The sequence below is a fragment of the Streptomyces sp. PA03-6a genome (assembly GCF_033792765.1).
GTDB lineage: Bacteria > Actinomycetota > Actinomycetes > Streptomycetales > Streptomycetaceae > Actinacidiphila.
This window is the reverse complement of sequence record NZ_JARAVK010000011.1, coordinates 40236-63587: the sequence shown is the minus strand read 5'-3', so window position 1 is coordinate 63587 and position 23352 is coordinate 40236. Positions and strand designations below refer to the sequence as shown.

At 69.4% G+C, this 23352-nt stretch carries 25 protein-coding genes and 1 pseudogene; all 26 read left to right on the top strand.

Translation table 11 applies throughout. The annotated features are described in order from the left end of the window. Positions 1 to 17 precede the first annotated feature (17 nt). The 26 genes and pseudogenes from PV350_RS04770 to PV350_RS04645 all read left to right on the top strand — a co-directional run bounded on the left by PV350_RS04770 (position 18) and on the right by PV350_RS04645 (position 23266). Positions 18 to 1694, top strand: a complete 1677-nt coding sequence (locus tag PV350_RS04770; protein WP_500332942.1) for a phage portal protein — start codon at positions 18 to 20, stop codon at positions 1692 to 1694. Next, positions 1691 to 2800 (top strand): head maturation protease, ClpP-related, encoded by a 1110-nt coding sequence (locus tag PV350_RS04765; protein WP_500332941.1) that lies wholly within the window; start codon positions 1691 to 1693, stop codon positions 2798 to 2800. The genes PV350_RS04770 and PV350_RS04765 overlap by 4 nt, the downstream gene beginning before the upstream one ends. Before the next feature lie 13 nt (positions 2801 to 2813). Then, positions 2814 to 4175 (top strand): phage major capsid protein, encoded by a 1362-nt coding sequence (locus PV350_RS04760; RefSeq protein ID WP_500332940.1) that lies wholly within the window; start codon positions 2814 to 2816, stop codon positions 4173 to 4175. Between the two features lie 96 nt (positions 4176 to 4271). After that, a complete protein-coding gene (locus PV350_RS04755) occupies positions 4272 to 4712 on the top strand; it encodes a hypothetical protein (RefSeq protein WP_500332939.1) in 441 nt (146 codons plus the stop codon). Position 4713: 1 nt separating this feature from the next. Then, positions 4714 to 5067, top strand: coding sequence for an SAP domain-containing protein (locus PV350_RS04750; RefSeq protein WP_500332938.1), 354 nt, complete (start codon positions 4714 to 4716; stop codon positions 5065 to 5067). A 3-nt stretch (positions 5068 to 5070) separates the two neighbouring features. Continuing rightward, on the top strand, positions 5071 to 5436 hold the full coding sequence (locus PV350_RS04745) for a phage tail fiber protein (RefSeq protein WP_500332937.1): 366 nt from the start codon (positions 5071 to 5073) through the stop codon (positions 5434 to 5436). Between the two features lie 37 nt (positions 5437 to 5473). Next, complete coding sequence (locus PV350_RS04740) at positions 5474 to 6658, top strand: LamG-like jellyroll fold domain-containing protein (RefSeq protein ID WP_500332936.1); 1185 nt, start codon at positions 5474 to 5476, stop codon at positions 6656 to 6658. A gap of 16 nt (positions 6659 to 6674) precedes the next feature. Continuing rightward, positions 6675 to 7733, top strand: coding sequence for a hypothetical protein (locus PV350_RS04735; RefSeq protein ID WP_500332935.1), 1059 nt, complete (start codon positions 6675 to 6677; stop codon positions 7731 to 7733). Further along, entirely contained in the window at positions 7730 to 8119 is a 390-nt protein-coding gene (locus PV350_RS04730) for a hypothetical protein (protein ID WP_500332934.1), read from the top strand. Before PV350_RS04735 ends, PV350_RS04730 begins: the two co-directional genes overlap by 4 nt. Before the next feature lie 3 nt (positions 8120 to 8122). Next, complete coding sequence (locus PV350_RS04725) at positions 8123 to 8590, top strand: hypothetical protein (RefSeq protein ID WP_500332933.1); 468 nt, start codon at positions 8123 to 8125, stop codon at positions 8588 to 8590. After that, a complete protein-coding gene (locus PV350_RS04720) occupies positions 8590 to 9345 on the top strand; it encodes a hypothetical protein (protein ID WP_500332932.1) in 756 nt (251 codons plus the stop codon). The genes PV350_RS04725 and PV350_RS04720 overlap by 1 nt, the downstream gene beginning before the upstream one ends. Then, positions 9345 to 9785: a hypothetical protein gene (locus PV350_RS04715; protein WP_500332931.1), complete on the top strand. Its 441-nt coding sequence runs from the start codon at positions 9345 to 9347 to the stop codon at positions 9783 to 9785. The genes PV350_RS04720 and PV350_RS04715 overlap by 1 nt, the downstream gene beginning before the upstream one ends. Positions 9786 to 9790: 5 nt before the next feature. Continuing rightward, positions 9791 to 10192, top strand: a complete 402-nt coding sequence (locus PV350_RS04710; RefSeq protein ID WP_500332930.1) for a hypothetical protein — start codon at positions 9791 to 9793, stop codon at positions 10190 to 10192. A gap of 3 nt (positions 10193 to 10195) precedes the next feature. Continuing rightward, complete coding sequence (locus PV350_RS04705) at positions 10196 to 10603, top strand: hypothetical protein (RefSeq protein WP_500332929.1); 408 nt, start codon at positions 10196 to 10198, stop codon at positions 10601 to 10603. Between the two features lie 10 nt (positions 10604 to 10613). After that, the gene (locus tag PV350_RS04700; RefSeq protein ID WP_500332928.1) at positions 10614 to 11057 is read left to right on the top strand and encodes a hypothetical protein; all 444 of its coding nucleotides are present in this window, start codon (positions 10614 to 10616) and stop codon (positions 11055 to 11057) included. Further along, positions 11054 to 11194, top strand: coding sequence for a hypothetical protein (locus PV350_RS04695; protein WP_500332927.1), 141 nt, complete (start codon positions 11054 to 11056; stop codon positions 11192 to 11194). The genes PV350_RS04700 and PV350_RS04695 overlap by 4 nt, the downstream gene beginning before the upstream one ends. A gap of 157 nt (positions 11195 to 11351) precedes the next feature. Then, on the top strand, positions 11352 to 15041 hold the full coding sequence (locus PV350_RS04690) for a coiled-coil domain-containing protein (protein WP_500332926.1): 3690 nt from the start codon (positions 11352 to 11354) through the stop codon (positions 15039 to 15041). Beyond that, positions 15041 to 18451 carry a hypothetical protein gene (locus PV350_RS04685; RefSeq protein ID WP_500332925.1) on the top strand — a complete coding sequence of 1137 codons (3411 nt, stop codon included), beginning with the start codon at positions 15041 to 15043 and terminating at the stop codon, positions 18449 to 18451. Before PV350_RS04690 ends, PV350_RS04685 begins: the two co-directional genes overlap by 1 nt. Before the next feature lie 9 nt (positions 18452 to 18460). Then, positions 18461 to 18967: a hypothetical protein gene (locus tag PV350_RS04680; RefSeq protein WP_500332924.1), complete on the top strand. Its 507-nt coding sequence runs from the start codon at positions 18461 to 18463 to the stop codon at positions 18965 to 18967. A 26-nt stretch (positions 18968 to 18993) separates the two neighbouring features. Beyond that, a complete protein-coding gene (locus tag PV350_RS04675) occupies positions 18994 to 19824 on the top strand; it encodes a peptidoglycan recognition protein family protein (protein ID WP_500332923.1) in 831 nt (276 codons plus the stop codon). A gap of 56 nt (positions 19825 to 19880) precedes the next feature. After that, a complete protein-coding gene (locus PV350_RS04670) occupies positions 19881 to 20141 on the top strand; it encodes a hypothetical protein (RefSeq protein WP_500332922.1) in 261 nt (86 codons plus the stop codon). Positions 20142 to 20203: 62 nt separating this feature from the next. Continuing rightward, complete coding sequence (locus tag PV350_RS04665; protein WP_500332921.1) at positions 20204 to 20476, top strand: hypothetical protein; 273 nt, start codon at positions 20204 to 20206, stop codon at positions 20474 to 20476. Then, positions 20473 to 21150, top strand: coding sequence for a collagen-like domain-containing protein (locus tag PV350_RS04660; protein WP_500332919.1), 678 nt, complete (start codon positions 20473 to 20475; stop codon positions 21148 to 21150). Before PV350_RS04665 ends, PV350_RS04660 begins: the two co-directional genes overlap by 4 nt. Positions 21151 to 21242: 92 nt before the next feature. Then, positions 21243 to 21773 (top strand): tyrosine-type recombinase/integrase, encoded by a 531-nt coding sequence (locus PV350_RS04655; protein ID WP_500332918.1) that lies wholly within the window; start codon positions 21243 to 21245, stop codon positions 21771 to 21773. A 92-nt stretch (positions 21774 to 21865) separates the two neighbouring features. After that, positions 21866 to 22246 (top strand): annotated as a pseudogene (locus PV350_RS04650) (helix-turn-helix domain-containing protein); the annotation flags it as partial. A gap of 66 nt (positions 22247 to 22312) precedes the next feature. Continuing rightward, positions 22313 to 23266 carry a helix-turn-helix domain-containing protein gene (locus PV350_RS04645; protein ID WP_500332985.1) on the top strand — a complete coding sequence of 318 codons (954 nt, stop codon included), beginning with the start codon at positions 22313 to 22315 and terminating at the stop codon, positions 23264 to 23266. Positions 23267 to 23352 lie beyond the last annotated feature (86 nt).

Sequence of the window (23352 nt, the reverse complement as noted above, 5' to 3'; positions counted from 1 at the left end):
CGGAGGGAGGCGGGGCGGTGGGCAGGTCCCTCCTCGGCTCCCTCGGTCAGAGCATCGCCACCGTCCTCAACCGCACCCCCGTCCCTTACGCCACCGCCGGAGCCCGCGGCAGCCTCGGCGTACCCATCGCCCACCCCGCCGGCCAAGAAGCCCAGATGCGGGCCATGGGCGGCGTCGGCACCCTCTACGCGATCGTCGACCGCATCATCACCAGCTATTCCCAGGTCGAGTGGCACCTGTACCGCAAGGCCAAGTCCGGCCGTGACGAGGACCGAGTCGAGGTCACTTCGCACGCAGCACTGGACCTGTGGAACAGCCCGAACGAGTTCATGACCGGCCCCCAGTTCCGCGAGTCCACCCAGCAACACGAGGAACTGACCGGCGAACAGTGGTGGATCATCAGCAAGCACGAGCGGTTCGACATCCCCCTCGAGCTGTGGTTCGCCCGCCCGGACCGCATGCAACCCGTCCCGGATCCCGAAGAATTCCTCACCGGCTACGTCTACCGCGGCCCGTCCGGGGAGCGGATCCCGCTCGGCCGGGACGAGGTGATCTTCCAGCGGCGCCCGAACCCCATGGACCCCTACCGGGGCATGGGCGCGGTGCAGACCATCCTCATCGACCTCGACGCCACCCGGGCCTCCGCCGAGTGGAACGCCGCGTTCTTCCGCAACAGCGCTGAGCCGGGCGGCATCGTCCAGGTCGACAAGCGCCTGTCCGACGAGGAGTTCGAAGAGTTCCGCACCCGCTGGGCCGAGCAACACCGCGGCCTCGCCAACGCGCACCGGGTCGGCGTCCTGGAGAACGGCCTGGAGTGGGTCGACCGCAAGTACACGATGCGAGACATGCAGTTCGCCGAGCTGCGCGACGCGTCCCGCGAGACCGTCCGCGAGGCATTCGGGTTCCCCAAGCCTCTGCTCGGCGCCGTCGACGACGTCAACCGGGCCAACGCCGACGCAGCCGACGCAGTCTTCGCCCGCTGGCTCGTCAAGACCCGGCTCACCCGCACCCGCGAGGCCCTGAACACCAGGCTCCTACCCATGTACGGGCCGACCGCGGAGGGCCTGGAGTTCGACTTCGACAACCCCGTCCCCGAGGACGCCGAACTGGAGGGCAAGCTCCTCACCGCCCGCGCGTCCGCCGTGAGAGACCTGGTGGAAGCCGGCGCCTACGGCCCAGCCGTCCTGGAGGCCGTGGGCCTGCCGGCGATCCCGTTCGGGCAGCCGGACGCGGACCCGGACCGGGAGCTCCTCATCAAGCTGGTCACGCGCGCGCCGACGCTGGCGCCGATGATCCTGCCGATGCTCGGCTTCCAGCTGCCCGAGGGTGCCGCGAACTCCCTGGCGGCGGCTCAGCGGCCGCAAGCCCGACTCTCGCTGCCCGCTTCGTCCGCGTCTACAGACGTGGACATCGAATGGGGGGAAGCGGTAGCGGAGCTTCTCGGTGGCGACGGTGACGACCAGGAGGTCCCGGACGTCGAGGACGCCATGCGGTGGGAAGCCGTCGCCGAGATCGACGACAACACCTGCAAGCCCTGCGCGGACAACGACGGCAAGGTCTACCGCAACCGACGGGACGCCTACAAGGACTACCCCGGCGGCTCCGGCTACGTGCACTGCGTCGGCGCCGAGTACGGCAACGACTGCCGCTGCAAAGTCATCAAGCGGCGGAAGACGAAGGAGGACGACGAGTGAGCGCCCGTCACACGCGGCGGGACTTCCTCGCCGCCGCCCAGCACATGTCCGCCGCCGGAGCGACTGTCGCGCAGCTGGTCGCTGCCGGCGTCACTGTCGGGCCTGCGCGCAGCACCGAACCCCACGGTGAGGATCGCTCCTGGTACCGCATCACGAACGCCACCTCGGACGACGAAGCGGAGATGCTGATCTACGACGAGATCGGCGGCTGGTGGGGGACCGGCGCGGAGGACTTCGTCGCGGACCTGCGGTCGGTCACGGCCCCGAACCTGAAGCTGCGCATCAACAGCCCGGGCGGGTCGGTGTTCGAGGGCATCACGATCGCGAACGCCATCCGTAACCACCCGGCGCAGGTGACCGTGCAGGTCGACGGCATTGCGGCGTCGATCGCCTCGGTCATTGCGATGGCCGGTGACCGGCTGGTGATGATGCCCCAATCGACGCTGATGATCCACGACGCGTCCGGCGTGTGCATGGGCAACGCCGCCGACATGCAGGAGATGGCCGACCTCCTCGCCAAACTGTCCGACAACATCGCCGACGTGTACGCCTCCCGGGCAGGCGGCACCCGCGATGAGTGGCGCGCCGCGATGCAGGCGGAGTCCTGGTACCTGGCGCAGGAGGCCGTTGACGCAGGCCTCGCGGACGAGGTCGGCCAGTCCGCGAAGCAGGCCGCCGCCGAGCCGGAGATGCGACAGCCTTTCGATCTGAAGGCGTTCGGCTACACCGGCGGCCCGGCCGCCACCGAACCGGAGCAGCAGTCGCCAGTCCAGGTGCAGCTCCACCTCGACGGCAAGGTCCTCGCCGAGTCCCTCATCACCCCGCTGCGGAACCTGATCCGCGATGACGCCCAATCTGCTGCCGATCCCGAGGCGCCGGCCGAGCCCACCGCAGAAGCCGACCCCGATACGACGGCCACCCAGGCCGACGACACAGACCCCGTTGAGCCCGAACCGGTCCACGACCAGGCGGCCGACGGCACCGAGGACGACAGCGCGTGGGAGCACGTCGTCGCCCATCTCCTCACGCCGGACCAGGACGACTGGGCCGCGCTCGTCTCCCACCTGACCACCGACGCGTCGTCCAGCGCGGCGACGGACGCCTGAAGGAGGCACCCAAGTGGCACCCACGATGACCATCCCGCGCAACTCCGGCGAGCTCGCGGAGATGCTGGCGGACGGCGCGAAGCTGAAGGAGGTCATGGCCTCGCGAGAGTCCCTGACCGAGTTCATCACCGCGTACGGCAACGCCCTGCAGGGCGAGGGCACCGACCTCAACCGGCTCGTCGCCGAGGAGACGCAGCGCGTCTTCGCGCAGATGATGCGCGAGAACGGCATGGACAAGCTCGGCAAGGACGGCATCCAGCGCCTCGACCTGGACCCGCAGGCCAAGCGCGGCGGCGGCATGCTGACCTCGCACCGGCAGGCCACCGCGCACAACCCGAAGGCCATCGGCGCCCAGGTCGACAGCCACTTCACCGACTCCATCGACTACGTCAACACGATCTGGCACCGCAACCCCAAGGCCGACGCGGGCAAGCTCGACGCACTCCGCAACGCCGCGAGTAGCGTCAGCCCCGCCGACGGCGGGTTCCTCGTCCCGGAGACCCTGCGCTCACAGCTGCTGCAGCTCGCCCTGGAGCTGTCCGTCGTCCGCCCGCTGGCCACCGTCGTCCCGATGGACTCCGCCCGCGTGCCGTTCCCGATGATCGACACCACCACCAACTCCGGGTCGGTCTTCGGCGGCATGGTCGCCTTCTGGGGCGAGGAAGGCGCGCCGCTCCAGGACTCCAGCCCGAAGTTCGGCAGGGTCACGCTCGACGCGAAGAAGCTCACCGGTCTGTCCGCAGTGCCGAACGAGCTGCTGCAGGACAGCATTACCTCGTTCTCCGCGCTCATCGAGACGCTGTGGCCGCAGGCCCTCGCGTTCGAGGAGGACGCCAAGTTCCAGACCGGCAGCGGAACGGGCGAGCCCCTCGGCTTCCGCGGCGCAGGCAACGCGGCTGCGATCGCCGTGACCCGCACCACCGCTAGCCAGATCAAGTACACGGACATCGTCAACATGTTCGCGCAGATGCTGCCCTCCAGCCTGTCGCGCGCCGTGTGGATGTGCTCCCCGGACGCCCTCCCGCAGCTCCTGCAGATGTCGCTGACCGTCGGCACCGGCGGCAACAGCGTGTTCGTCGTCAACGCCGCGGCCGGCATGCCGATGACCATCTTCGGCCGCCCGCTGATCATCACCGAGAAGGCCGGCGCGCTCGGCACCCGAGGCGACCTCGCCTTCGTCGACCTGTCTTACTACCTGGTCGGCGACCGGCAGGTCATGACCGCTGACTCCAGCACGGACTACCAGTTCGGCGCGGACAAGACCACGTTCCGGATCATCCAGCGCGTCGACGGCCGCCCGTGGATCCAGTCGGCGATCACCCCGCAGAACGGCAGCAGCAACAAGCTCTCCCCGTTCATCGAGCTGGCTGCCTAACCCCCCTGGCCGGCGGCGGCATTCACACCCCGCCGCCGGCTTCCACCGGGCCGGCAGTGTCGCCCCGGCTTCGCACCCACAGACAGGAGAAGGGCCATGTCGCAGAAGGCGCTTGGCAGGATCATCAACGTCACCCCCGCTGCGGACGGCGTGTGGATCGCCCTGCGGGGCTCAGCCGCCGGTGTCACGTTCTCGTGCTTCCTCACGGGCGCGGTCGGCGACACGTACACGCTGCAGGAGGCTAAGGACGCGGCCGGTACCGGCGCGCAGAACCTGGCGATCATCACCGAGTACCACACGAACACCGGCAACGGCAGCGACGCGTGGACCCGGCGGACTCAGGCGGCGGCCGCGACGATGGTCACCGCCGCGGCGGCGACGCAGAACGCGGCGGTCGTCGAGGTGGAGGGCACGTCGCTGTCGGACGGCTACCGGTACGTGAAGCTCACGTCGACCGGTGCGGGTGCGGTCACGGCGATCCAGCGCGACCTGGGTACCGGGCGCGCCCCGGCGAACCTCCCGGCGATGGCGGTCTGACATGGCCCTGTGGGAGTGCGCCGAGTGCACCGCGAAGTACTCCGTGGGCGCCCCGAAGTGTCCGCAGTGCGGATCGGTCGTGCGGGTCAACGAAGCCACCCAGCCGCAGGAGGAGGAACAGGAGATGGCCAAGGTCACACTTCACGGCGGGCCCAGCAACGACGCCGCCAACGCCGAGGCGAGCGAGCACGCGCCAGCGGAGGCCAGCCCTGAGGCGCCCGCTGAGTCGGGCTACGAGGACTGGACCGTCGAGCAGCTCAAGGATCAGCTCACCGAGCGCGGCCTGCCCAAGAGCGGGAAGCGGGACGACCTCGTGCAGCGCCTCCGCGACGACGACGCGCAGGACACGGAGTAGGCCATGGCCGAAGGCTTCTCCACCGCCGCCGCCAACAGCGCCCTGGACGCCCAGGTCACCGCCTACCCGTGGCTCAAGCTGCACGTCGGCGCACCCGGCGCAGCGGGCACCGCGAACCCGGCGACCGAGACGACCCGGAAGAACCCGAGCTTCGCCGCGGCATCCGGTGCATCGAAGGCCACGAGCGCGGACGCCGTGTGGACCGCGGTGGCGGGCACCGAGGACTACACCCACTTCTCCATGTGGACCGCATCCTCGGGCGGAACCTTCGGCGGCTCCGGCACGATCACCGCCAACGCCGTCACCAGCGGCGACACCTTCACCATCCCCGCCGGAACCCTCGTCCTCACACTGCCCGTCGCGTCCTAACCACCCAACAGCCCAGCCCGAAAGGAGGTGACCAAGAATGTCCCAGCGCGCCGACCAGGCCAGCGACCGCGTCAGCTACACAGCCAGCGCCCCACCCGCCCCCGCAACGGCGTTCACGGCCACCTTCTGGGCGCGGCTGAGGGTCGACCTCGACACCTTCTCAACGATGCTGCGCCTGCACTCGTCATCCGGCGGGTCGACCTCAATCAACATTGCGACCGGTAGCAGCGGCACCACCCCGGTCGTCGTGAGCCCCGGCAACACGAGCGGCATCATCGGCACTGACTCGCTCGCAGTCGACACCTGGCGCATGCTCGCCGTCACAGTCGCCGGAACAGGCGCCACCGACGGAAAGATCTACACCAAGACCATCGGTGGATCGACGAACGTCGCCACCGGCCAGGTGTCCGGCGGTGGCACTCCCGACGGGCTCACACTGTTCGGCCGATCCGCCGGCGATGCGGGCGAGTGGTTCAACGGCGGACTGGCCTACGTCCGCGTGTGGTCCGCTGTTCTGTCGCAGGCCGAAATTGAGGCCGAGTGGGCTTCGACCACGATCGTCCGTACCTCCGGGGTGTGGGCGAACTGGCCGCTGCTGACGAACATCAGCGACATCTCCGGCAATGGTCGGAACCTCGTCGCCGGGACGACGGCGCTGAGCACTGAGGATGACCCGCCGATCGGGAACGTCGTCACCGGCTCGGCAGCAGCCGCGTTCGCCGGCCTCACTGGCACGGCGGCCGGCACCCGCCGGGTTACCGGCACGGCTGCAGGTCTGTTCAGCGCGATGAGCGGTACAGCAAGCGGCACGCGGAAGGTCATCGGCACCGCCGCACTTGTGGGCGGCCAGTTGACCAGCAGCGCCACCGGACGGCGCATCGTCATCGGCTCCGCGGCCGCCCAACTTGGGGGGCTTGTCGGAACTGTGTCTTCACCGTCGGTCGTGATCGGGTCCGCCACCGCCACCTTTGGCGCGCTCACCGGAACGGCGCACGGCCGCGTACCAGGCGCCCCGGAACAAGGGTCGTGGTACGGGCTCCTCGACATCCTCCGCGAAGGCGAGCAGCTGCGCCGCGAGGAACTCCAACGCGACCCCGTGGCCTGTCTCGACTGCGGCGAGCCGCTCCGGGGCGGCCCGCACGGCGAACTGTACTGCCCGTTCGACGGCTCGACCTGGGCAGCGGGCAACCGCCGCACCGGCCACGTCAGCACCCGCAACTGAGAAAGGAGGTAGCCCCGTGCAGCCCTGGTACGCAACCCGCGAGGACCTCAAGCGCTCCCTCGGAGTGAAGGAGACGGCCGGCGCCAACGCCGCGATCGACCGTGCGCTGGGCGCTTCCTCTCGCTCCATCGAGGGCCTACTCCACCGCCGGTTCTACCCCGAGTTGGCGACCCGCTCCTGGGACTGGCCCAACGGGCAGGGCACGGCGCCCTGGCGGCTGAGGCTCGACAGCAACGAGCTCATCTCCGTCGAGCAGCTGCTCACCGGCGGCCAGGTCATCGACGCCGCCAACTACTTCCTGCGCCGCGCCGACAACCGGGACGACCCGCCGTACACGATGCTGGAACTCAACCTCGACAGCAACGCAGCGTTCGGCGGCGGCCCGTCCACCCAGCGCGACATTGCGGTACTCGGCCTGTACGGGTACCGGAATGACGAGACCACGGCCGGCACCCTCGCGGCCGGGATCGGCACCACGGCCGCGAACACCATCACGGTCGACGGGCCAGCTTCGGCAGCGGTCGGCGTCGGCTCACTCCTGCGGATCGACACCGAGCGGGTCATCGTCACCGAGCGGGCGCAGGCCGACACCGGCCTGACGCTGGCCGCCAACGTCGACGCCAGCATGAAGACCGTTCTGATCCCGCTCAGCGGCCCCGGGGTCGCGGCGGGTGAGACCGTGCTGATCGACTCGGAGAAGATGCACGTCACCGACACCGTCGGCAACAGCCTGATCGTGGAGCGGCAGTACGACGGCCTGCCCCTGGCCGCGCACACGGCTGGCGCCACGGTCTACGCCCCTCGGCTGCTGACCGTCGCACGCGGTGTCCTCGGCACCACCGCGGCGGTCCACTCCAACGGGGCCACCGTGCAGCGCTTCGACTGGCCCGGCCCCGTAAACGAGCTGTGCATCGCCGAAGCCGAGAGCGCCCTGCTGCAGTCCCGCGCCGGATGGGCGCGCACGATCACCAGCGGCACCGGTGGCGGGAAGGCCGCCACTTTGGACGCGCTCATCGACCTGCGCGAGCAGGTGTACACCTCGCACGGCCGTAAGGGGCGGGTGAGGGTCGTATGAGCGACGTCGAGATCCGCATGACCGGCCCCCTCTTCGACGGCGGCGCGGAGCGCGCCATGCAGCGCGCCTGCGACGACGCCCGCGATGACATCGCCGAGTTCGCAGAGGACTACGCCCTGTCCCTCATGGGCGCCACCTTCAAGAACCCGACCGGCTACTACGAGGAGCACGTCAAGACCGAGCTGGTCTCCTCGGACACCGCCCTGGTCCACGACGACGGCGTGGTGTACGGGCCGTGGCTGGAGGGCGTCGGCACCCGCAACCGGCCCCGCCCCGGGTTCCCCGGCTACGGCCACTGGCGCAAGACCAAGGACATGGTCGCCACACGCGGCCCGGAGATCGCTGAGCGCGCCGTGCAGCGTCACCTCCCCGAGATGAGGGGGTGACCCATGGCAGAGACCCCGCTCGCGATCGCCGACATCCTCGACAAGGCCATCAGCCACGCTGCCTCGGGCGGCTGGTTCGACACGGTTAACAGCTACGAGCAGCTGGAGAACGCCCCTGGCCGCGGGCTGACTGCCGCGGTGTGGGTCGATGACATCGCGCCGATCCGTGGCTCGGGCCTGGACTCCACGTCGGTACGCCTGGCCCTGTACGTGCGGATCTACACCAGCAACGATCAACTGCCGCGTGACGTGATCGACCCGCACATGGTGTCGGCGACCGACGACCTGATCCGGGCGTACGTCGGCGACTTCACCCTCGACGGCCTGGTCCGCCAGGTCGACGTGCGTGGCATCTACGGGCCCGGGCTGCAGGCGCGCGCGGGCTACCTCAACTTGAGCGGGGCCGTGTCCCGCGTCATGACGATCACGCTGCCGCTGATCGTCAACGACCTGTGGGACGAGGAGGAGTAATGGCGAAGACCGGCGGCCTCGGCGACAACCTGTACGTCCACGGCTTCAACGCCAGCGGCGACATCATGGCGCTCGGCGCGATCGGCGGCGGCCCGGCTGTCCTGCCGTTCACCGGCATCGACAAGGCCGCGTACGAGCGCAAGGGTGGCCTGCTGTCCGGGCGGATCGAGACCACCAGCTTCTTCAACCACGACTCGGTCACGCCGGCCACGCACGAGAAGCTGTCGGCGCTGCCGCGTACCGATGTGCACCTCACGTACTGCCGTGGCACCACGGTGGGCGACCCGGCCGCGTCGATGGTGTCGAAGCAGATCGGGTACGACCCGACCAGGGGCGACGACGGCTCGTTGACGTTCGGGGTCGAGGCGCAGTCCAACGGGTTCGGCATCGAGTGGGGCCAGCAGCTCACTGCTGGGATCCGTACCGACACGGGCGCGACGCTCGGCACGAGCATCGACACTACGGCGTCCGTCAGCTTCGGCGGCCAGGCGTACCTGCAGCTGTTCGCGTTCACGGGCACCGACGTCACCGTCAAGATCCAGGATTCGGCGGATAACGCGACCTTCGCTGACGTCGTCGGGTTCGCCTTCACCCAGATCACAACGAACACCCCGACCGCGGAGCGCATCGTCATCTCCAACGTGTCGACGCTGCGCCGCTACCTGCGCGCGGTCACCGTCACCACCGGCGGATTCACCAACGTCCAGTTCGCCGTCAACGTGATCAAGAACCAGATTGCTGGGGTGACGTTCTGATGCAGGTATCCCGCCCCGACCCGCTCATGCAGCCGGCCGCCTACAAGACCTACCAGGTGCTGCAGCCGCTCGCTTCGCACTGGCGCCCGGCCACGTGTGCTGAGGTCCAGTGCCCGCACTACGAGGAGGGCTGGGGCGTCCGCGTCGAGAACCTCACGCCCGACCTGCTCCACGACGCGAAGAACAGCGGCCGCCGCTACCACGAATGGCGCGTCGCGGAGGGGGAGACCTGGCTGCTGTTCGAACCGGGCCAGCCGTGCTTCCGCGCCAAGACGCACCGCATCCAGGTCGGCCGACCGCCGCTGTACGTCGTCCGGGACGGCGACCACCGCGGGAATCCCCGCGGCACGGCGGCCCGGCTGCACCACAACCCGGACAACTGGGTCGAGGACTTCGCTGGCCACCAGCAGCGCCTCGCTGACGAGATCGCGAAGGGGTGATGGGAATGGCGAAGAGCACCGGTGGGCGGCTCATCGTCGACGGGGTTGACCTGTCCGATGAATACGACGACTTCGAGGCGGCGACTCCCTCGCTCGTGCACGACATCCCCGACGACGGGCCGCACCTGTCGCGAGTGCTGGGGCCCAAGAGCTTCACCCTGCTGATCGTCAACCCCGGCGACCGCCTCTACGAGCTGGTGGACGCAGGCAAGGCCGTGCACCAGGTGACGGTCAGCGCCAGCGGCTACTCCATCACCCACCCGACGCACTTCCACAAGGGCTGGGTGGGCCGGGACGGAGTGCGCAGGATGTTCGGCTCCCTCGCCCCCGACCGGGACAACGAGGCCAAGTGGATCGAAGAGCGGCAGCCCGTCGGGGCGAACGCCGACAGAGCAGAAGGGAACTGAGCCATGGCGAAGGCATCTGGCCTCGGACAGACAACTCTCTCGGTGGACGACGCGGCCGGCACCGCGCGCGCCATCAAGAACGACATCACCAACTGGCAGATGAGCACCCCCAGGGGTGTCCAGGACGTCACCGGCGTCGACAAGAGCGCGAACGAGCGGATCCTGCTCCTGGCCGACGGCTCCGTCACCCTGAACGGGGTGTTCAACGCCGCCGCGAACCAGTCGCACGACGTCTTCAAGACCGTGTCCTCCACCTCGGTGGCGCGGACCGTCACACAGACCGTCAACGGCGTGACGCTGGCGATGGAGATGCTCCCCACCGACTACCAGCTCACCCGCGCCGACTCCGGCGAGCTCACGTTCTCCGTGCCGCTCTCCCTCGCCGACGGCACCGTCCCCACCTGGGCCTAAGGAGCATCGCATGGGATACCGCAAGACCACCCGCCGCCTCGAGGTCAGCCTCCAGGGCCACAAGGAGTTCGGCCAGGACGAGGAGTTCCCCGTCGCGTACGCGCGCGGGAAGAGCCTCCACGAGTACCTGACGCTCATGGGCTACACCGACGCCGACGGCGACGACCGCAGCGCCATCGTCCGCCAGCTGGAGGAGTTCGGGGACTCTCTCATCTCCTGGAACCTCGAAGCCGAGGACGGCACCCCGCTGCCGGCGACGCGGGAGTCGCTGTTCGCCATTGATAACGACCTGGCGCTCGCGCTGGCCACGCAGTGGATGGATGTGCTTGGCGGAAAGGTGGACGAGAGCGGCCCTTTGCCGAGCAGCTCGCCCTCTGGCGAGCCGTCCCAGGTGGAGTCCATCCCGATGGAAGCACTGTCCAGCCTCCTGCCGCCTTCCAGCGTGCCCGCTTGATCCTCGGCCTCTGCGACCGCTTCCACAAGCTCCCCTCGGAGGTGTTCGCCGAGGACTCCGAGCTGCTCCACCTGATCGAAATCGAACGACTCGGCACACCCGACATGGAGGGAGGCGACGGCGGCTATGGGCAATGACATCCAGATCAGTGTCCGCGTCTCCAACGACACCGGTAGCGGCCTGGCCGCCGTCAACACCTCCCTCCGCCGTCTGAAGGACTCCGCGAAGGACGCCGGTCAGGCGCTCACCACCCTGGCCACGAAGTCCTCCGCGGCCGCCGCCGCGCTGCTGGTCTTGCAGGCCGCTGCGGACCGGGCTGAGCACTCGCTGCGCGGCCTCCACTCCCGCACCAACCTGGCCGCTGGCAGCCTCGGCGAGCTCCGCTCCCGCCTGGATGGCGCTAACACCGGCCTGCGCTCCCTCAACACCCGCGCCCAGACCGCTGACGGTCGCCTGGAGACCCTGGCCACCCGCACCCGCACGCTGCGCACCGACCTGGACGACCTCCACACCAGCGCCACCCGTACCGGGTCGTCTCTCGGTGGCCTGCGCGGAAGCCTCGGCAGCGTTTCGACGTCGGCCGGCCGCGGGAGCCAGGCACTGAATGACCTGAAGAAGGTCGCCATCAGCCTGGCGCCGGCGCTCATCCCGATCGCGGCGCAGGCGGGCCCCATCGCGGCCGGGTTCGGTGCCGGTGCGGTGGCGCTGACGGCGTTCACCGCGGCGCTCATCCCGCAGCTGGGTGCCCTCAAGGACGCGTCGGACGCGCAGAAGAAGGCCGGCGACGCGGTGAGCAAGTACGGGGCGGCGAGCAAGCAGGCGGCGGAGGCGCAGGACGCGGCCGCGGAGTCGCTGAACACCCTGCCCGGGCCCACGAAGCGCGCGGCGGCCGCGTTCCTGGTCCTCAAGGACTCCTATAAGCAGTGGTCAAACGGCCTGGCGGGCGACACCATGCCCGTGCTGACCAAGAGCTTCGCAACGTTCGGGGCACTGCTGCCCAAGCTCAACCCCCTCGTCCGCGACACCAGCACGCAGCTGGACCGCCTCGTCACCGCGGCCGCGGGCGGCGTCAACTCGAGCGGGTTCGACGCCCTGGTCAAGCGGTTCGAGGGCTTCTCCCAGCGCACGCTGAAGGAAGCGACCGACGACCTCATCCACTTCTCCCGGGTCCTGTCCGAGGGCCGCGCGAACGGGCCCATCGCGGCGTTCATGGACTACGCCCGCGCCAACGGCCCCCAGGTCCGCCAAACGCTGAGCAGCATCTCCGAGGCGGTCACGCACCTGCTGGAAGCGGCCGCCGAGGCCGGGCCCGGGCTGCTGACCCTGGTCAACACCTTGGCCAAGCTCGTGTCCGCCGTTCCGACGTCGCTGCTGGCGAACCTCCTGCAGGTGTACACCGCCTTCAAACTGATCAAGCTTGCGGGCCTCGGGATCGGCGCCGTCACCACCAGCGTCACCGCCCTCGGCACCAGGCTCACCGCGCTGCGCGCAGCATCCGTGGCAGCCGGCGGTGGCCTCGCCGGCCTGCGGGCGGCGTTCCTCTCCCTGGGCACGGTGGCCCGGGCGACCGTCGTGGTGGCCGGCATCGCCGCGCTGGCGCTGATCCTGACGCGCCTGTCGAACATCGGGAAGGAAGCGCCACCGAACGTCGACCGGCTAACCACCTCGCTGGGCAAGCTGGCCCAGTCGGGAAAGGTGTCCGGAGAGGCCGCCCGGGTATTTGGGTCGGACTTCGGGAAGCTGGGTGACGCGCTGCGTACCCTCTCCCGGCCGAGCAATCTGGACAAGACGCAGCAGTTCCTCACCCAGCTGATCGGCATGGACTCCACGCCGGTCGCCGACGCGAAGACCGCGTTCCAGGGCCTGGACGAGGCGCTGTCGAACCTGGTCAAGGGCGGTAAGGCGGACCTGGCGGCGTCCGCTCTGGAGATGGCGATCGCGAAGCTGAAGAAGCAGGGCTTCACGGCGGATGAGGTGAAGTCTCAGCTCGACGGCTACAAGTCGGCGCTCGCCGACGTGGCGTTCGAGCAGGAGCTGGCTGCGCAGAGCATGGGCGTGTTCGGGCAGCAGGCCCTTGACGTGCAGGCCAAGCTCGATGCGCAGAAGCGGTCGGCGGATGGTTTGCGTCAGTCGATCGTGGCGTTGAACGAGACGAACCGCAGCGCGTTTGACGCGCAGACGAAGTTCGAGGCCGCGATCGACAACGTCACCAAGTCGCTGAAGGACAACGGCCGCACTCTCGATGTCGGCACTGAGAAGGGCCGAGCGAACCGTGATGCCCTGAGCCAGCTGGCGTCGGCGACGGACGACCTGGCGACGAAGAAGCGCGACGAGGGGGCCTCTTGGTCTTCGGTGAACGCGGTCTACGAACGCGGCCGGGCGAAGATCATTGAAGCGGCGCGGGCGATGGGCTACAGCCGCGGGGAAGCGAAGAAGCTCGCCGACCAGATCCTGTCGACGCCGAACAAGACCGCGTTGCTGAAGGCGGACATCAATGACCTGAAGACCAAGCTGGCAGAGGCCCGGGACCGTCTGGCGAGGGCCCCGCTGTCGAAGCGGGCGGCGATCTGGGGTGACATCGCCGACTTGCAGCGGAAGCTTGAGGCTGCGCAACGTAAGATCAACGGGCTGCGCGGCCGGATCGTGAACGTTGGTATCCACACCGTCTACTCCTACGCCGGTCACGCCGGCCCGGGCGGTGTGCCGAAGTTCGCCGACGGCGGTGAGGTGACCGGCGGCTCCGGCACCCGGGACGACGTGCCGATCCTGGCCATGGGCGGCGAGTTCATGGTCAAGAAGAAGCAGGCGCGGAAGTACCTGCCGCTGCTGGAGGCCATCAACGAGGACCGGGTGCCGAAGTACGCCTCGGGTGGTCTGGTCAAGAGCGATGCGGGGAAGCAGGCCCGGTCGGAGGCCGCGGGTCTGCTGACGATCTCCTACTTCGGGCAGCGCGCGGGCTACAAGAACAGCGAGATCGCGAACAGTCTCGGTAGCCCGGACTCCCTCGGTGATTTGGTGTCGTCGCTGAACAAGTGGCGGAGCCTGATCAAGGGGGCGACCGCGGGGGCGACGGAGTCCCGCCTGCTGAAGGCGCTGAACTCCGCGGCATCCGGTCTGATCAAGAACGAGAAGGCTTTGACGAAGGTCAACTCGGAGCTGGACAAGGCCAAGGACAAGCTGTCGTCCCTGAAGGACGCCGCGGCGCAGTTGAACAGCCAGGTCTCCTCCGGGATCCTGGCGTCCGGCAACATCACCGGCATGGCCAGCGGCGGCGGCCTGGTCACCCTCGGCGGCATCAAGTCTGGGCTGGCCGGGAATGTCGACGAGGCCAAGGAATTCGCGGCCGCACTCAACACTCTCAAGTCCCGTGGCCTGAACGGGCAGTCCATCAGCGAGATCGCACAGGCCGGTCTCAGCGGCGGCGGCCTGGCCACCGCCCGCACCCTCCTCGGCGCCTCGTCCGCGGACATCAAGGAAATCAACGCCCTGGAGTCGCAGCTCAAGAGCGCCGCAAGCAGCGCGGGCAAGACGACAGCGGATGCGTTCTACGGCGCCAGCCTCAAAGCGGCTGACGTCGTGGTGAAGGGCCTGCAGAAGCAGCAGGACCGCCTGGAGGCCGCCATGGCCAAGGCGACGGCCTCGCTGGAGCGCACGCTGGAGCGGGCGCTCGGGGTGAAGGGCAAGGCGGCCGGCGGCATCATCGGCGCCGCTTCGGGCGGCCCCCGTGCGGGGTGGACGCTGGTGGGCGAGCAGGGCCCCGAGCTGGCCCGGCTCCCGTATGGGTCGACGGTGTACCCGGCTGGCGCGACGCGGCAGATGCTCGGCGGCGGTGGCGGGGGTGGCGGGCAGGTCATCCAGGTCAACCTCGTCCTCGACGGGAAGGTGGTCGCCCGGCAGCTCATCGACCCGATGGCGTACGTCATCCGCAGCATCAACGGGGGCGACGTCCAGGGCGTGCTCGGGCAGGGGAAGGTGCGCATCTGATGGCGTTCCCGCAGGACGTGCTCGGGATCCGGGTCGAGCTGCTGCTCGGCGACACGTGGACGAGCATCAGCTCGCCGAACTATGTGATGCGCCGCGACGGCATGATCGGCATCAGTCGGGGCCGCACGGACGAGGGCGGCACGATCAACCCCTCTCGGTGCAGCCTCAGCCTGAACAACCGCGACGGACGCTTCACCAGCCGCAACCCAGTCGGCCCCTACTACGGCACGATCGGCCGCAACACCCAGATGAGGGTCAGCGTCCCCTACGGCGCGACGTACTTGCGCATGACCGGCTTCAGCGGCGAAGGCGCATCCGCCCCGGACTCCGCCGGCATCAGCGTGGTGGGGGACATCGACATCCGCGTCGACCTGTCGCTGGACTCCTGGCGCTCCAACCAGAACCTGTGCGGGCAGTACGCGCCTGCCGTCGACCAGCGCAGCTGGGCCCTGCAGCTCGGCCGGGACGGACGTCTCTCGCTGGCGTGGTCCACCGATGGCACGAGCGTGACCCGCCGGTTCGCCACGTCCACGCTGCCGGTGCCCGCGCCCGGCGACAAGCACCTGGCGGTCCGCGCCACGCTGGACGTCAACAACGGCGCCTCGGGCTGCACGATCACGTTCTACACAGCGTCCACGATCGGCGGCACGTGGGTGCAGCTCGGCGACCCCGTCGTCCAAGCCGGGACCACGTCGATCTTCAACAGCAATACCTCGCTCACCGTCGGCGACGTCCCCTCCCTGTTCGCCCACGTCGACACCCTGGAAGACGCGGCCGCCTGCGTAGGCAGGGTCCACGCCTTCCAACTCCGCAACGGCCTCGCCGGAAGCGTTGTCGCCAACCCCGACTTCGCCATCCCGGCCCCGGGCGCTGGTTCGTTCACCGACTCCGCCGGGGTGCTGTGGTCCATCGCCCAGCCCTCCGAGCTCACCGACCGCCGCTACCGCTTCCACGGCGAGATCAGCGAATGGCCGCAACGCTGGGACACCTCCGGCACCGACATCTGGACACCCATCGAAGCCTCGGGCATCCTCCGCCGCCTGCAGCAGGGCGCATCGCCCATCCACTCCAGCATCTACCGCGGCATCACCTCCCCAACCGCCACAGACCCGCCGCTCGCCTACTGGCCCTGCGAAGACGGCTCCACCGCCACCAGCTTCGCGTCCGCCCTCACCGGCGGCACCCCCATGACCTGGGTCGGCGCACCCACCCTCGCCACGGACAGCAGCTTCGCCTGCTCCGAGCCACTCCCCACAGTGGGCTCCAGCATCTGGACCGGCCGCCCGCCGTTCTACACACCGACCGGCCAGACCCAGGTCAAATTCCTGCTGATCATCCCCACAGGCGGCCTCGCCAACAACTCAGTGATCGCCCGCGTCTTCCTCACCGGCACCCTCGCCCGCGCCGACCTGGTGTACACCACCGCATCCAGCGGCGGCCTGGAAATGAAGGCCTACGACGACGCCGGCACCCTCATCAACACCACGGGCGTCAACGCCAGCTACAACGGCAACCGCCTCCGTGTCAGCATGCAGTTCGAAGAGAACGGCGCGGACGTGGACTACGCGTTCGCCACCACCGAGGCCGGCACCGGGGATGGCGGCAGCTTCCTCCAGACCGCGACGTCCCGCACCGCCGGCCGGGTCAGCCGCGTGGTGATCTCCCCGGACGCCACCATCAGCGCGGCCGTCGTCGGCCACGTCAGCGTGCACGACATCATCACCAACATCCTCGACCTCACCGAGGAACTGTCCGCCTACACGCAGGAGACCGCCGGCCGCCGCGTGCAGCGCCTGTGTCGCGAAGAGGGCATCGCTTTCCGGTGGCGGGGTGACCTGGACGACACCGCGGAGATGGGCCCGCAGGGCGTGACCACGCTGGTGTCGCTGCTGCAGGAGTGCGCGGAAGCCGACGGCGGCCTGCTGTACGAGCCGCGGGATGCGTTCGGCCTGGGCTACCGGCCGCGCACCAGCATGTACACCCAGGACGCGTGCCTGACCCTGAACTACGCCCAGAACCAGCTGTTCGGTGACCTGTCGCCGACAGATGACGACCAGCTCGTCCGCAACGACCGCACCTATGTCCGCACGGGCGGATCCTCCGCACGGTACGAGGAGACCACCGGGCCGCTGTCCACGCAGGCACCCCCCGACGGCGTCGGCAGGTACGCGGACTCCACCACGGTCAACATCTACAGCGACGACCCGCTGCCCGACATGGCCGCCTGGGCCGTCCACCTGGGCACGATCGACGAGGAGCGGTATCCGCAGGTCACCGTGGATCTATCCAACCCGCGCATCGCCGCCAACACCGCCCTGTCCGCGGACGTGCAAGAGCTCGACGTCGGCGACCGGATCATCATCACCAACCCCCCAGCTTGGCTCCCGCCCGGGCAGATCGAGCAGGTTGCCCAGGGCTTCAACGAGACCCTCGGCAACAAGGAATACAGCGTCACCGCGAACTGCAGCCCGGCCTCCCCATGGAACGTGACCTTCCTCGACAACAGCGGCCCATACGGCCGCGCCGACACCGACGGCACCGTCCTGGCCGAAGACCTCACCACCACCGAAACCGACATGGACGTCAGCATCACCGACGGCCCCCTGTGGGTAACCACCGCCGGACAACCCGCCGAGTTCCCCTTCGACGTGACCTGCGCCGGGGAACGGATGACCGTCACCGCCTGCACCAGCAGCGCCCTGGACGCCTTCGGCCGCACCTCCGCCAGCGGCTGGGGCAGCGCGGACATCGGCGGCGCCTACACCCTGTTCGGCGGCGTCGCGGGCGACTTCACCGTCACCGGCGGCACCGGCCGCATCAGCATCACCGCGATCAACTCCAGCCGGATCGCCCTGATCCCTGCGGCCGCCGCGAACGTGGACCTGCGCGCGCAGTTCCAGACACCGGCACTGGCCACCGGCGGCCCCCAGTACGGAGGCATCGTCGCCCGGGCACTCGGCGGCAACGACCACTATTACGCCCGGTTGTCGTTCAACACCAACCAAACCGTGACCCTGGTCCTACAACGCCGCCTGGCCAGCGTGCAGACCGACCTCGCCACCGTCGTCGTGCCTGGCCTCACGCACGCCGCGAACACTCCGGTGATCGTGCGCCTGCGCGTGTTCGGGTCGTCGCTGCAGGCCCGCGCATGGCTGGTGGGTGCGCCGGAGCCTGCGTGGTGGCACGCCGAGGCTTCGGATAGCACGCTCCCGGCGGCCGGGTCGATCGGGGTCCGCACCATCCTCGACGGCGCCAACACCAACACGCTCCCGTTCCTCGTCCAATTCGACAACGTCGAGGTCCTCAACCCGCAGAGGTTCACGGTGACCCGCTCCGTCAACGGCGTCGTCAAGGCTCAGTCGGCGGCGGCCGATGTCCGGCTGGCCCAACCCATGATCCTCGGACTGTAAGGAGGCCACGTGCAGACATGGCTCGCAGGCCAGCGCGTCACCGCAGGCGGCCTCAACAAGATGCTGCCGCTGGTCGCATATAAGCCGGCGACCACCAGCCGCTCGTCAAACACGACGGCGACAGCGGACCCTGACCTGGCCATCTCGATCCCTGCCGACGCGCTCGTGTCGTACATCATCGAAGCTTTCCTGAGCGTCACTGGCGCGGCCATCAGCACGGGCGACATCAAGGTGGGCCTGAGCTACTCGGGCACGCTGTCGATGGCCACGTGGATGGGCACCGGCACGACCACGGCGTCGATCACCAACACGAACTTCTTCGGTAAGTCCGTCGACGGCACCACGCAAAGCTACGGCGTCAACGGCGGCCAGTTCAGCCAGGTGGTCCTGAACGGCCAGATCACCCCCACCACGGCCGGAACCCTGTCCGTGGTCTGGGCGCAGAACACATCGAACGCCACAGCCACAAACGTGCGGCTGAGTTCGTGGATCAAGCTCACCCGCATCGACCCCTGACCCCTGCTCCACGCCCTGGAGGACTCATGGCCTGGTATCCAGGCGCCAAGAAGATGGAGCTGCAGCCGGAGTCGGACAGCCAGCAGGCCATCCGTCCGACGCAGCTCATCTGCCACTCCATCGCAGGTCCGTGGACCGCGAAGCGGACCTACGAGTACTGGCGCGACTCCACCAACCTGGAGTCGCACTTCGGTCTCGGCTACAGCGGCGACCTTGGCCAGTACATCGGCACCGAGACCCGGGCCGATGCCAACGCCAGCGCCAACCGCCGGGCCGACGGCACCGGTGCCGTCTCGGTGGAGACCGCGTCCAACGTCAACGCCAGCGACCCGTGGACCGACGAGCAGGTCGAGGAGCTCATCAAGCTCGGCGTGTGGATGCACACCACGCACGGCATGCCCCTGCGCCTGTGCCGCACACCATCAGACCCGGGCGTCGGCTACCACAAGCAGTTCGCCGAGTGGAACCCCGACGGGCACGCCTGCCCCGGCCCGGCCCGCATCAAGCAACTGAAGGAGGTCGTGCTGCCCGGGATGATCGCCCGCGCCGCCGGCCAGACCCCCGAGGAGGACGACATGCCGCTCAGCGCAGACGACCTGAAGAAGGCCGGCGAGGCCGCCTGGAAGGCCGACGTCATCACGGCCGCCGCGCCGCCGTACAACAACAGCGACTACGACACGAACAAGCAGTGGACCGCAGGCTATGCCCTCAGCTCCGCCGTGCTGACTAGCCGGAAGATCGAGGCCAAGGTCGACGCGCTCACCAAGAAGGTCGACGGGCTCGCGGTCGGCGGTGTCGACCTGGACGCCCTCGCCGCCAAGGTCGCTGACCTCCTGTCCGCCCGCCTCGCCAAGTAGCTCCGCCGGGCGCACCCGCGCCCGGCGGATCCCTCCCCGAGAAACGGATCACACCCATGTCCTCCTCTCTGAACCTGCCCGGCACCGACACCATCGTGAAGAACGCCGCCACCTACGGCAGAGACCTCGCCGAGCGCGTCACGACCACCTTCCTCGAGGGCTTCCTCGGTGGGGTCGTCGTCACCACCCCCTTCGACGGCCACATGTGGCAGGCCGCCGCCATCGGCGGAGTCAGCGCCGCGGTGTCCCTCGTCAAGGGCCTCGTCGCCCGCTGGCGGTCGGTCACCAACTCCGCGTCCCTCGCGAAGGGCGTGTAGCCCCCGTGACGTCACCGCGCCGCCTACGCCGAACGAATCGACTCACCCTGTAGGAGGCCGCCTTGGACGCCACCACCATCGGTGCAGTCCTCGCGTTCGTCGGAGTGCTGTCCGGCTCGGTGGTGGCGTTCATCGGCAAGCGCGGGGAGAACTCGACCACGCGCTTCAACTCGGTGACCGACCAGGTCCAGGAAGAAAACGCGAAGCTCAGCGAGCGCCTCGCGACCCGCGAAGCCCGGATCGACGCCCTGGAAGAACAACGCCGCCAGGACCTCGAAGCCATCACCCGGCTCCGCATCAAAATCATCCATCTCGGAGGAGACCCAGACCAGTGACCCGGACCAGGCGCACGATCGTCCTGCACTGGCGCGGCATCGCCACGTTGTGCGCGATCGTCGCGCTGTTCGGAGGTGGTCTGGTGCTGTGGCATCGCGCCGACGCCTCGGACCGCCGCGCGGCCCAGCTGGCGGCGGAAGCCGACCGCCGCGGTGACGCCGTCACGACCCTCGCCGGGAACGTCCGCGCGCTGCGTGAGCAGGTGAAGGCGGAGGGGAAGACGCCGGTGGCGCCGGACCCGGCCCGGGCGGTGGAGGATCTGCCGGACCGCACGGTGGTGCCGGTGCCGATCCCTGGCCCGCCGGGTAGCCCGGGCCCGGCGGGCCCGTCCGGTTCGCCGGGTACCGCCGGGCAGCCGGGCGCGAACGGCACGGCTGGCAGCCCGGGTGCGGCTGGAGAGCCGGGCCCGTCCGGTGCGCCTGGTCCCGCAGGTCCTGCCGGCCCGGCGGGCCCTGCGGGCAGGGACGGGACAGACGGTAGGGACGGGCAGGACGGCCGCGATGGGCAGACCTGCCCGGACGGGTACTCGCTGCAGGCGCCGGCGGGGGATCCGGATGCGCTGGTGTGCCGGCGGGATGGTGCGCTGGATCCGTCACCGACGGGCGGGCTGCTCGGACTGGGGGCGTTGATGACGGGCGCGGCGTACCGGTGGGACGGGCGTCGCTGGGCTTGACCTGCGCCGTCATAGAGGCTGGCATATTTTCACGGGGACAATTAAGCCCAAAGCCCCAACCCCCGACTGGCACGCCCGGCTACGGTGACGGCATGCCGACCGCCACCACCCTCACGCCCACCGACGCCCGCGCCCTCCTCGCCCACACCGCGCCCAGCGTGGAACTCCACGCCGGGGTCTGCCTCATGCTCTACGCAGGCCTGCGCCGCGGCGAACTCACCGACCTCCACGTCCGCGACTACACTCCCGGCGCGGAGCCGACGATCAGGATCGGCGCCCTCCGGCACCCCCGCACGATCCGTCTGGCACCCACCGCGGCCGCGGCTGTTGACGCCTACCTGGCAACACAGGACGCCGACCCCGACGACTACCTCCTGCCCGGCCTCACCGACACCAAGTTGGCTGTGAGACTCCGCGCGGCCGCCAACGCGGCCGGAGTGACAGCACGAAGCCACGACCTGCGTACCACGGCCGTGTCCGCTGTGCTGGAGTCTGGCCTGCCCATGCTGTACCTGCAGCCGTACTTCGGGCTGTCCGCAGCACTCGGCCCGAACGATCTCGACGGGCCGCCCAAGGGCTACGACCAGGCGGTCGCCCTCGCGCTCGAGGTGGCGTACCGCTAAGCCGCCTTCACTAGACCGCGCTCCGCGAGCAACCACGCCCGACGTAGCTCCGCCAAGCGTTCCAGCTCCTCCGGCGACCATGGCCGGTCGCCATGGGCGCGCACGTAGGCGCGCACAGCCTCATTCGCCTCATCAGAAGATCCCCCGGGCACACCCCAATCCTAGGTGCGCGCGCCGACACCGCACAGAAAGCATCAGGCCCCGCAACGAATCCCGTTACGGGGCCTGCGCCCGCCCTAAGACGGCGGTACGGTCCATATGTCCAGTACGGAACACGCACCAAGGCGGTGTCCAGTATGCCCGAGTGGGCGGACTACACCCAGGCCCAGAGATTGAAAATTCTGCGGGGCAAGGAATTCACCCAGGAGGCCCTCGCAGCACGCGCTGGCCTTTCACCAAAAACCATCCAGAAAGCAGAACAGGGCGGCACGGTCTCATTGGCGACACTGCTCGCCCTAGCAGCCGCACTCGGCACAGACGTCTCAGTAATCGTGGGCCAACGATCACCCGAGCAGGGCGTCAGCCGCAGCCAACGCGCCATGCTTCAAGGCATCGCGGCCGCCGTCCACGACACCGCCGCCGGCTACATCCCAGAGCACGCGCCGACGTCCACGCGGCGAGAGCTGCAAGCCGTCGTCGACAGCGCCTGGCAGATGTACTGGGCAGCGGACTACAGCGAGGCCGGGGCCCTGCTGCCTCCGCTGCTCTACGCGGCTCACAGGGCGGCGCATGAAGCCGCAGACGGTGAGAGCGGGCCCGCACTGTCCGCGCTGTCCGACGGCTACCAGGTGGCCGCCTACGTGGCCAACCAGCTGGGCAGGCGCGACCTCGCGTACACCGCGGCAACTGAAGCCTCGGCGGCCGCCCGACGCGCCGGCGACCCGATCCGCACGGCCCGAGTCGAAGGCTGCCGCAGCTGGATCTACCGCAAGGACGGCAGGGTGAAGGACTCCCTGGCCATCGCCGAGCGCGCGGCAGCCAGCATCGAACCGTCCTACTCCGCCGCCAGCACCGCGCAGCTCACGGCGTACGGCAACCTGGTCATGCACTGCGCCGTCGCGTCCTCGCGCCTCGAGCGGGAACAGCCGGCACGGGACTACCTGTCGCAGGCGCACGCAGTCGGCGCCCGGCTCGGACGGGAGTACCACGCCCACGGCGGACAGTTCGGCCCTGCCAACGCGGCTGCGAAGGCCGTTGACGTGCTGCTGGCGGTGAAGCAAGTCGGCCAGGCCCTGGACCTCATCAGTACTTTCCACGGCCAAGCCGACCTGGCACCTGCCGTCCGCCACCGCTACCAGCTGGACGTCGCCCTGGCGCAGTGCGAGGCCCGGCAGTGGGACACCTGCCTGGACACCCTGCTGGCGGTCTGCACCGAAGCCCCGGACTGGGCCCGCCACCAGACCCTGCCCGCGGTCATCGTCAGCCGCTTGCAGGGCGGCTCACAGTCCCGCCTGCGGAAAGTCTCCGCGATCCTGGGCAGCACGCCCGCATGACCGAACGGGACTCCCACGCACCGTAGGAGTCCCGCTTCAACGACTTCCCGTACTACCCCTTGACGCGCCTTCAGCATGTCCTTTCC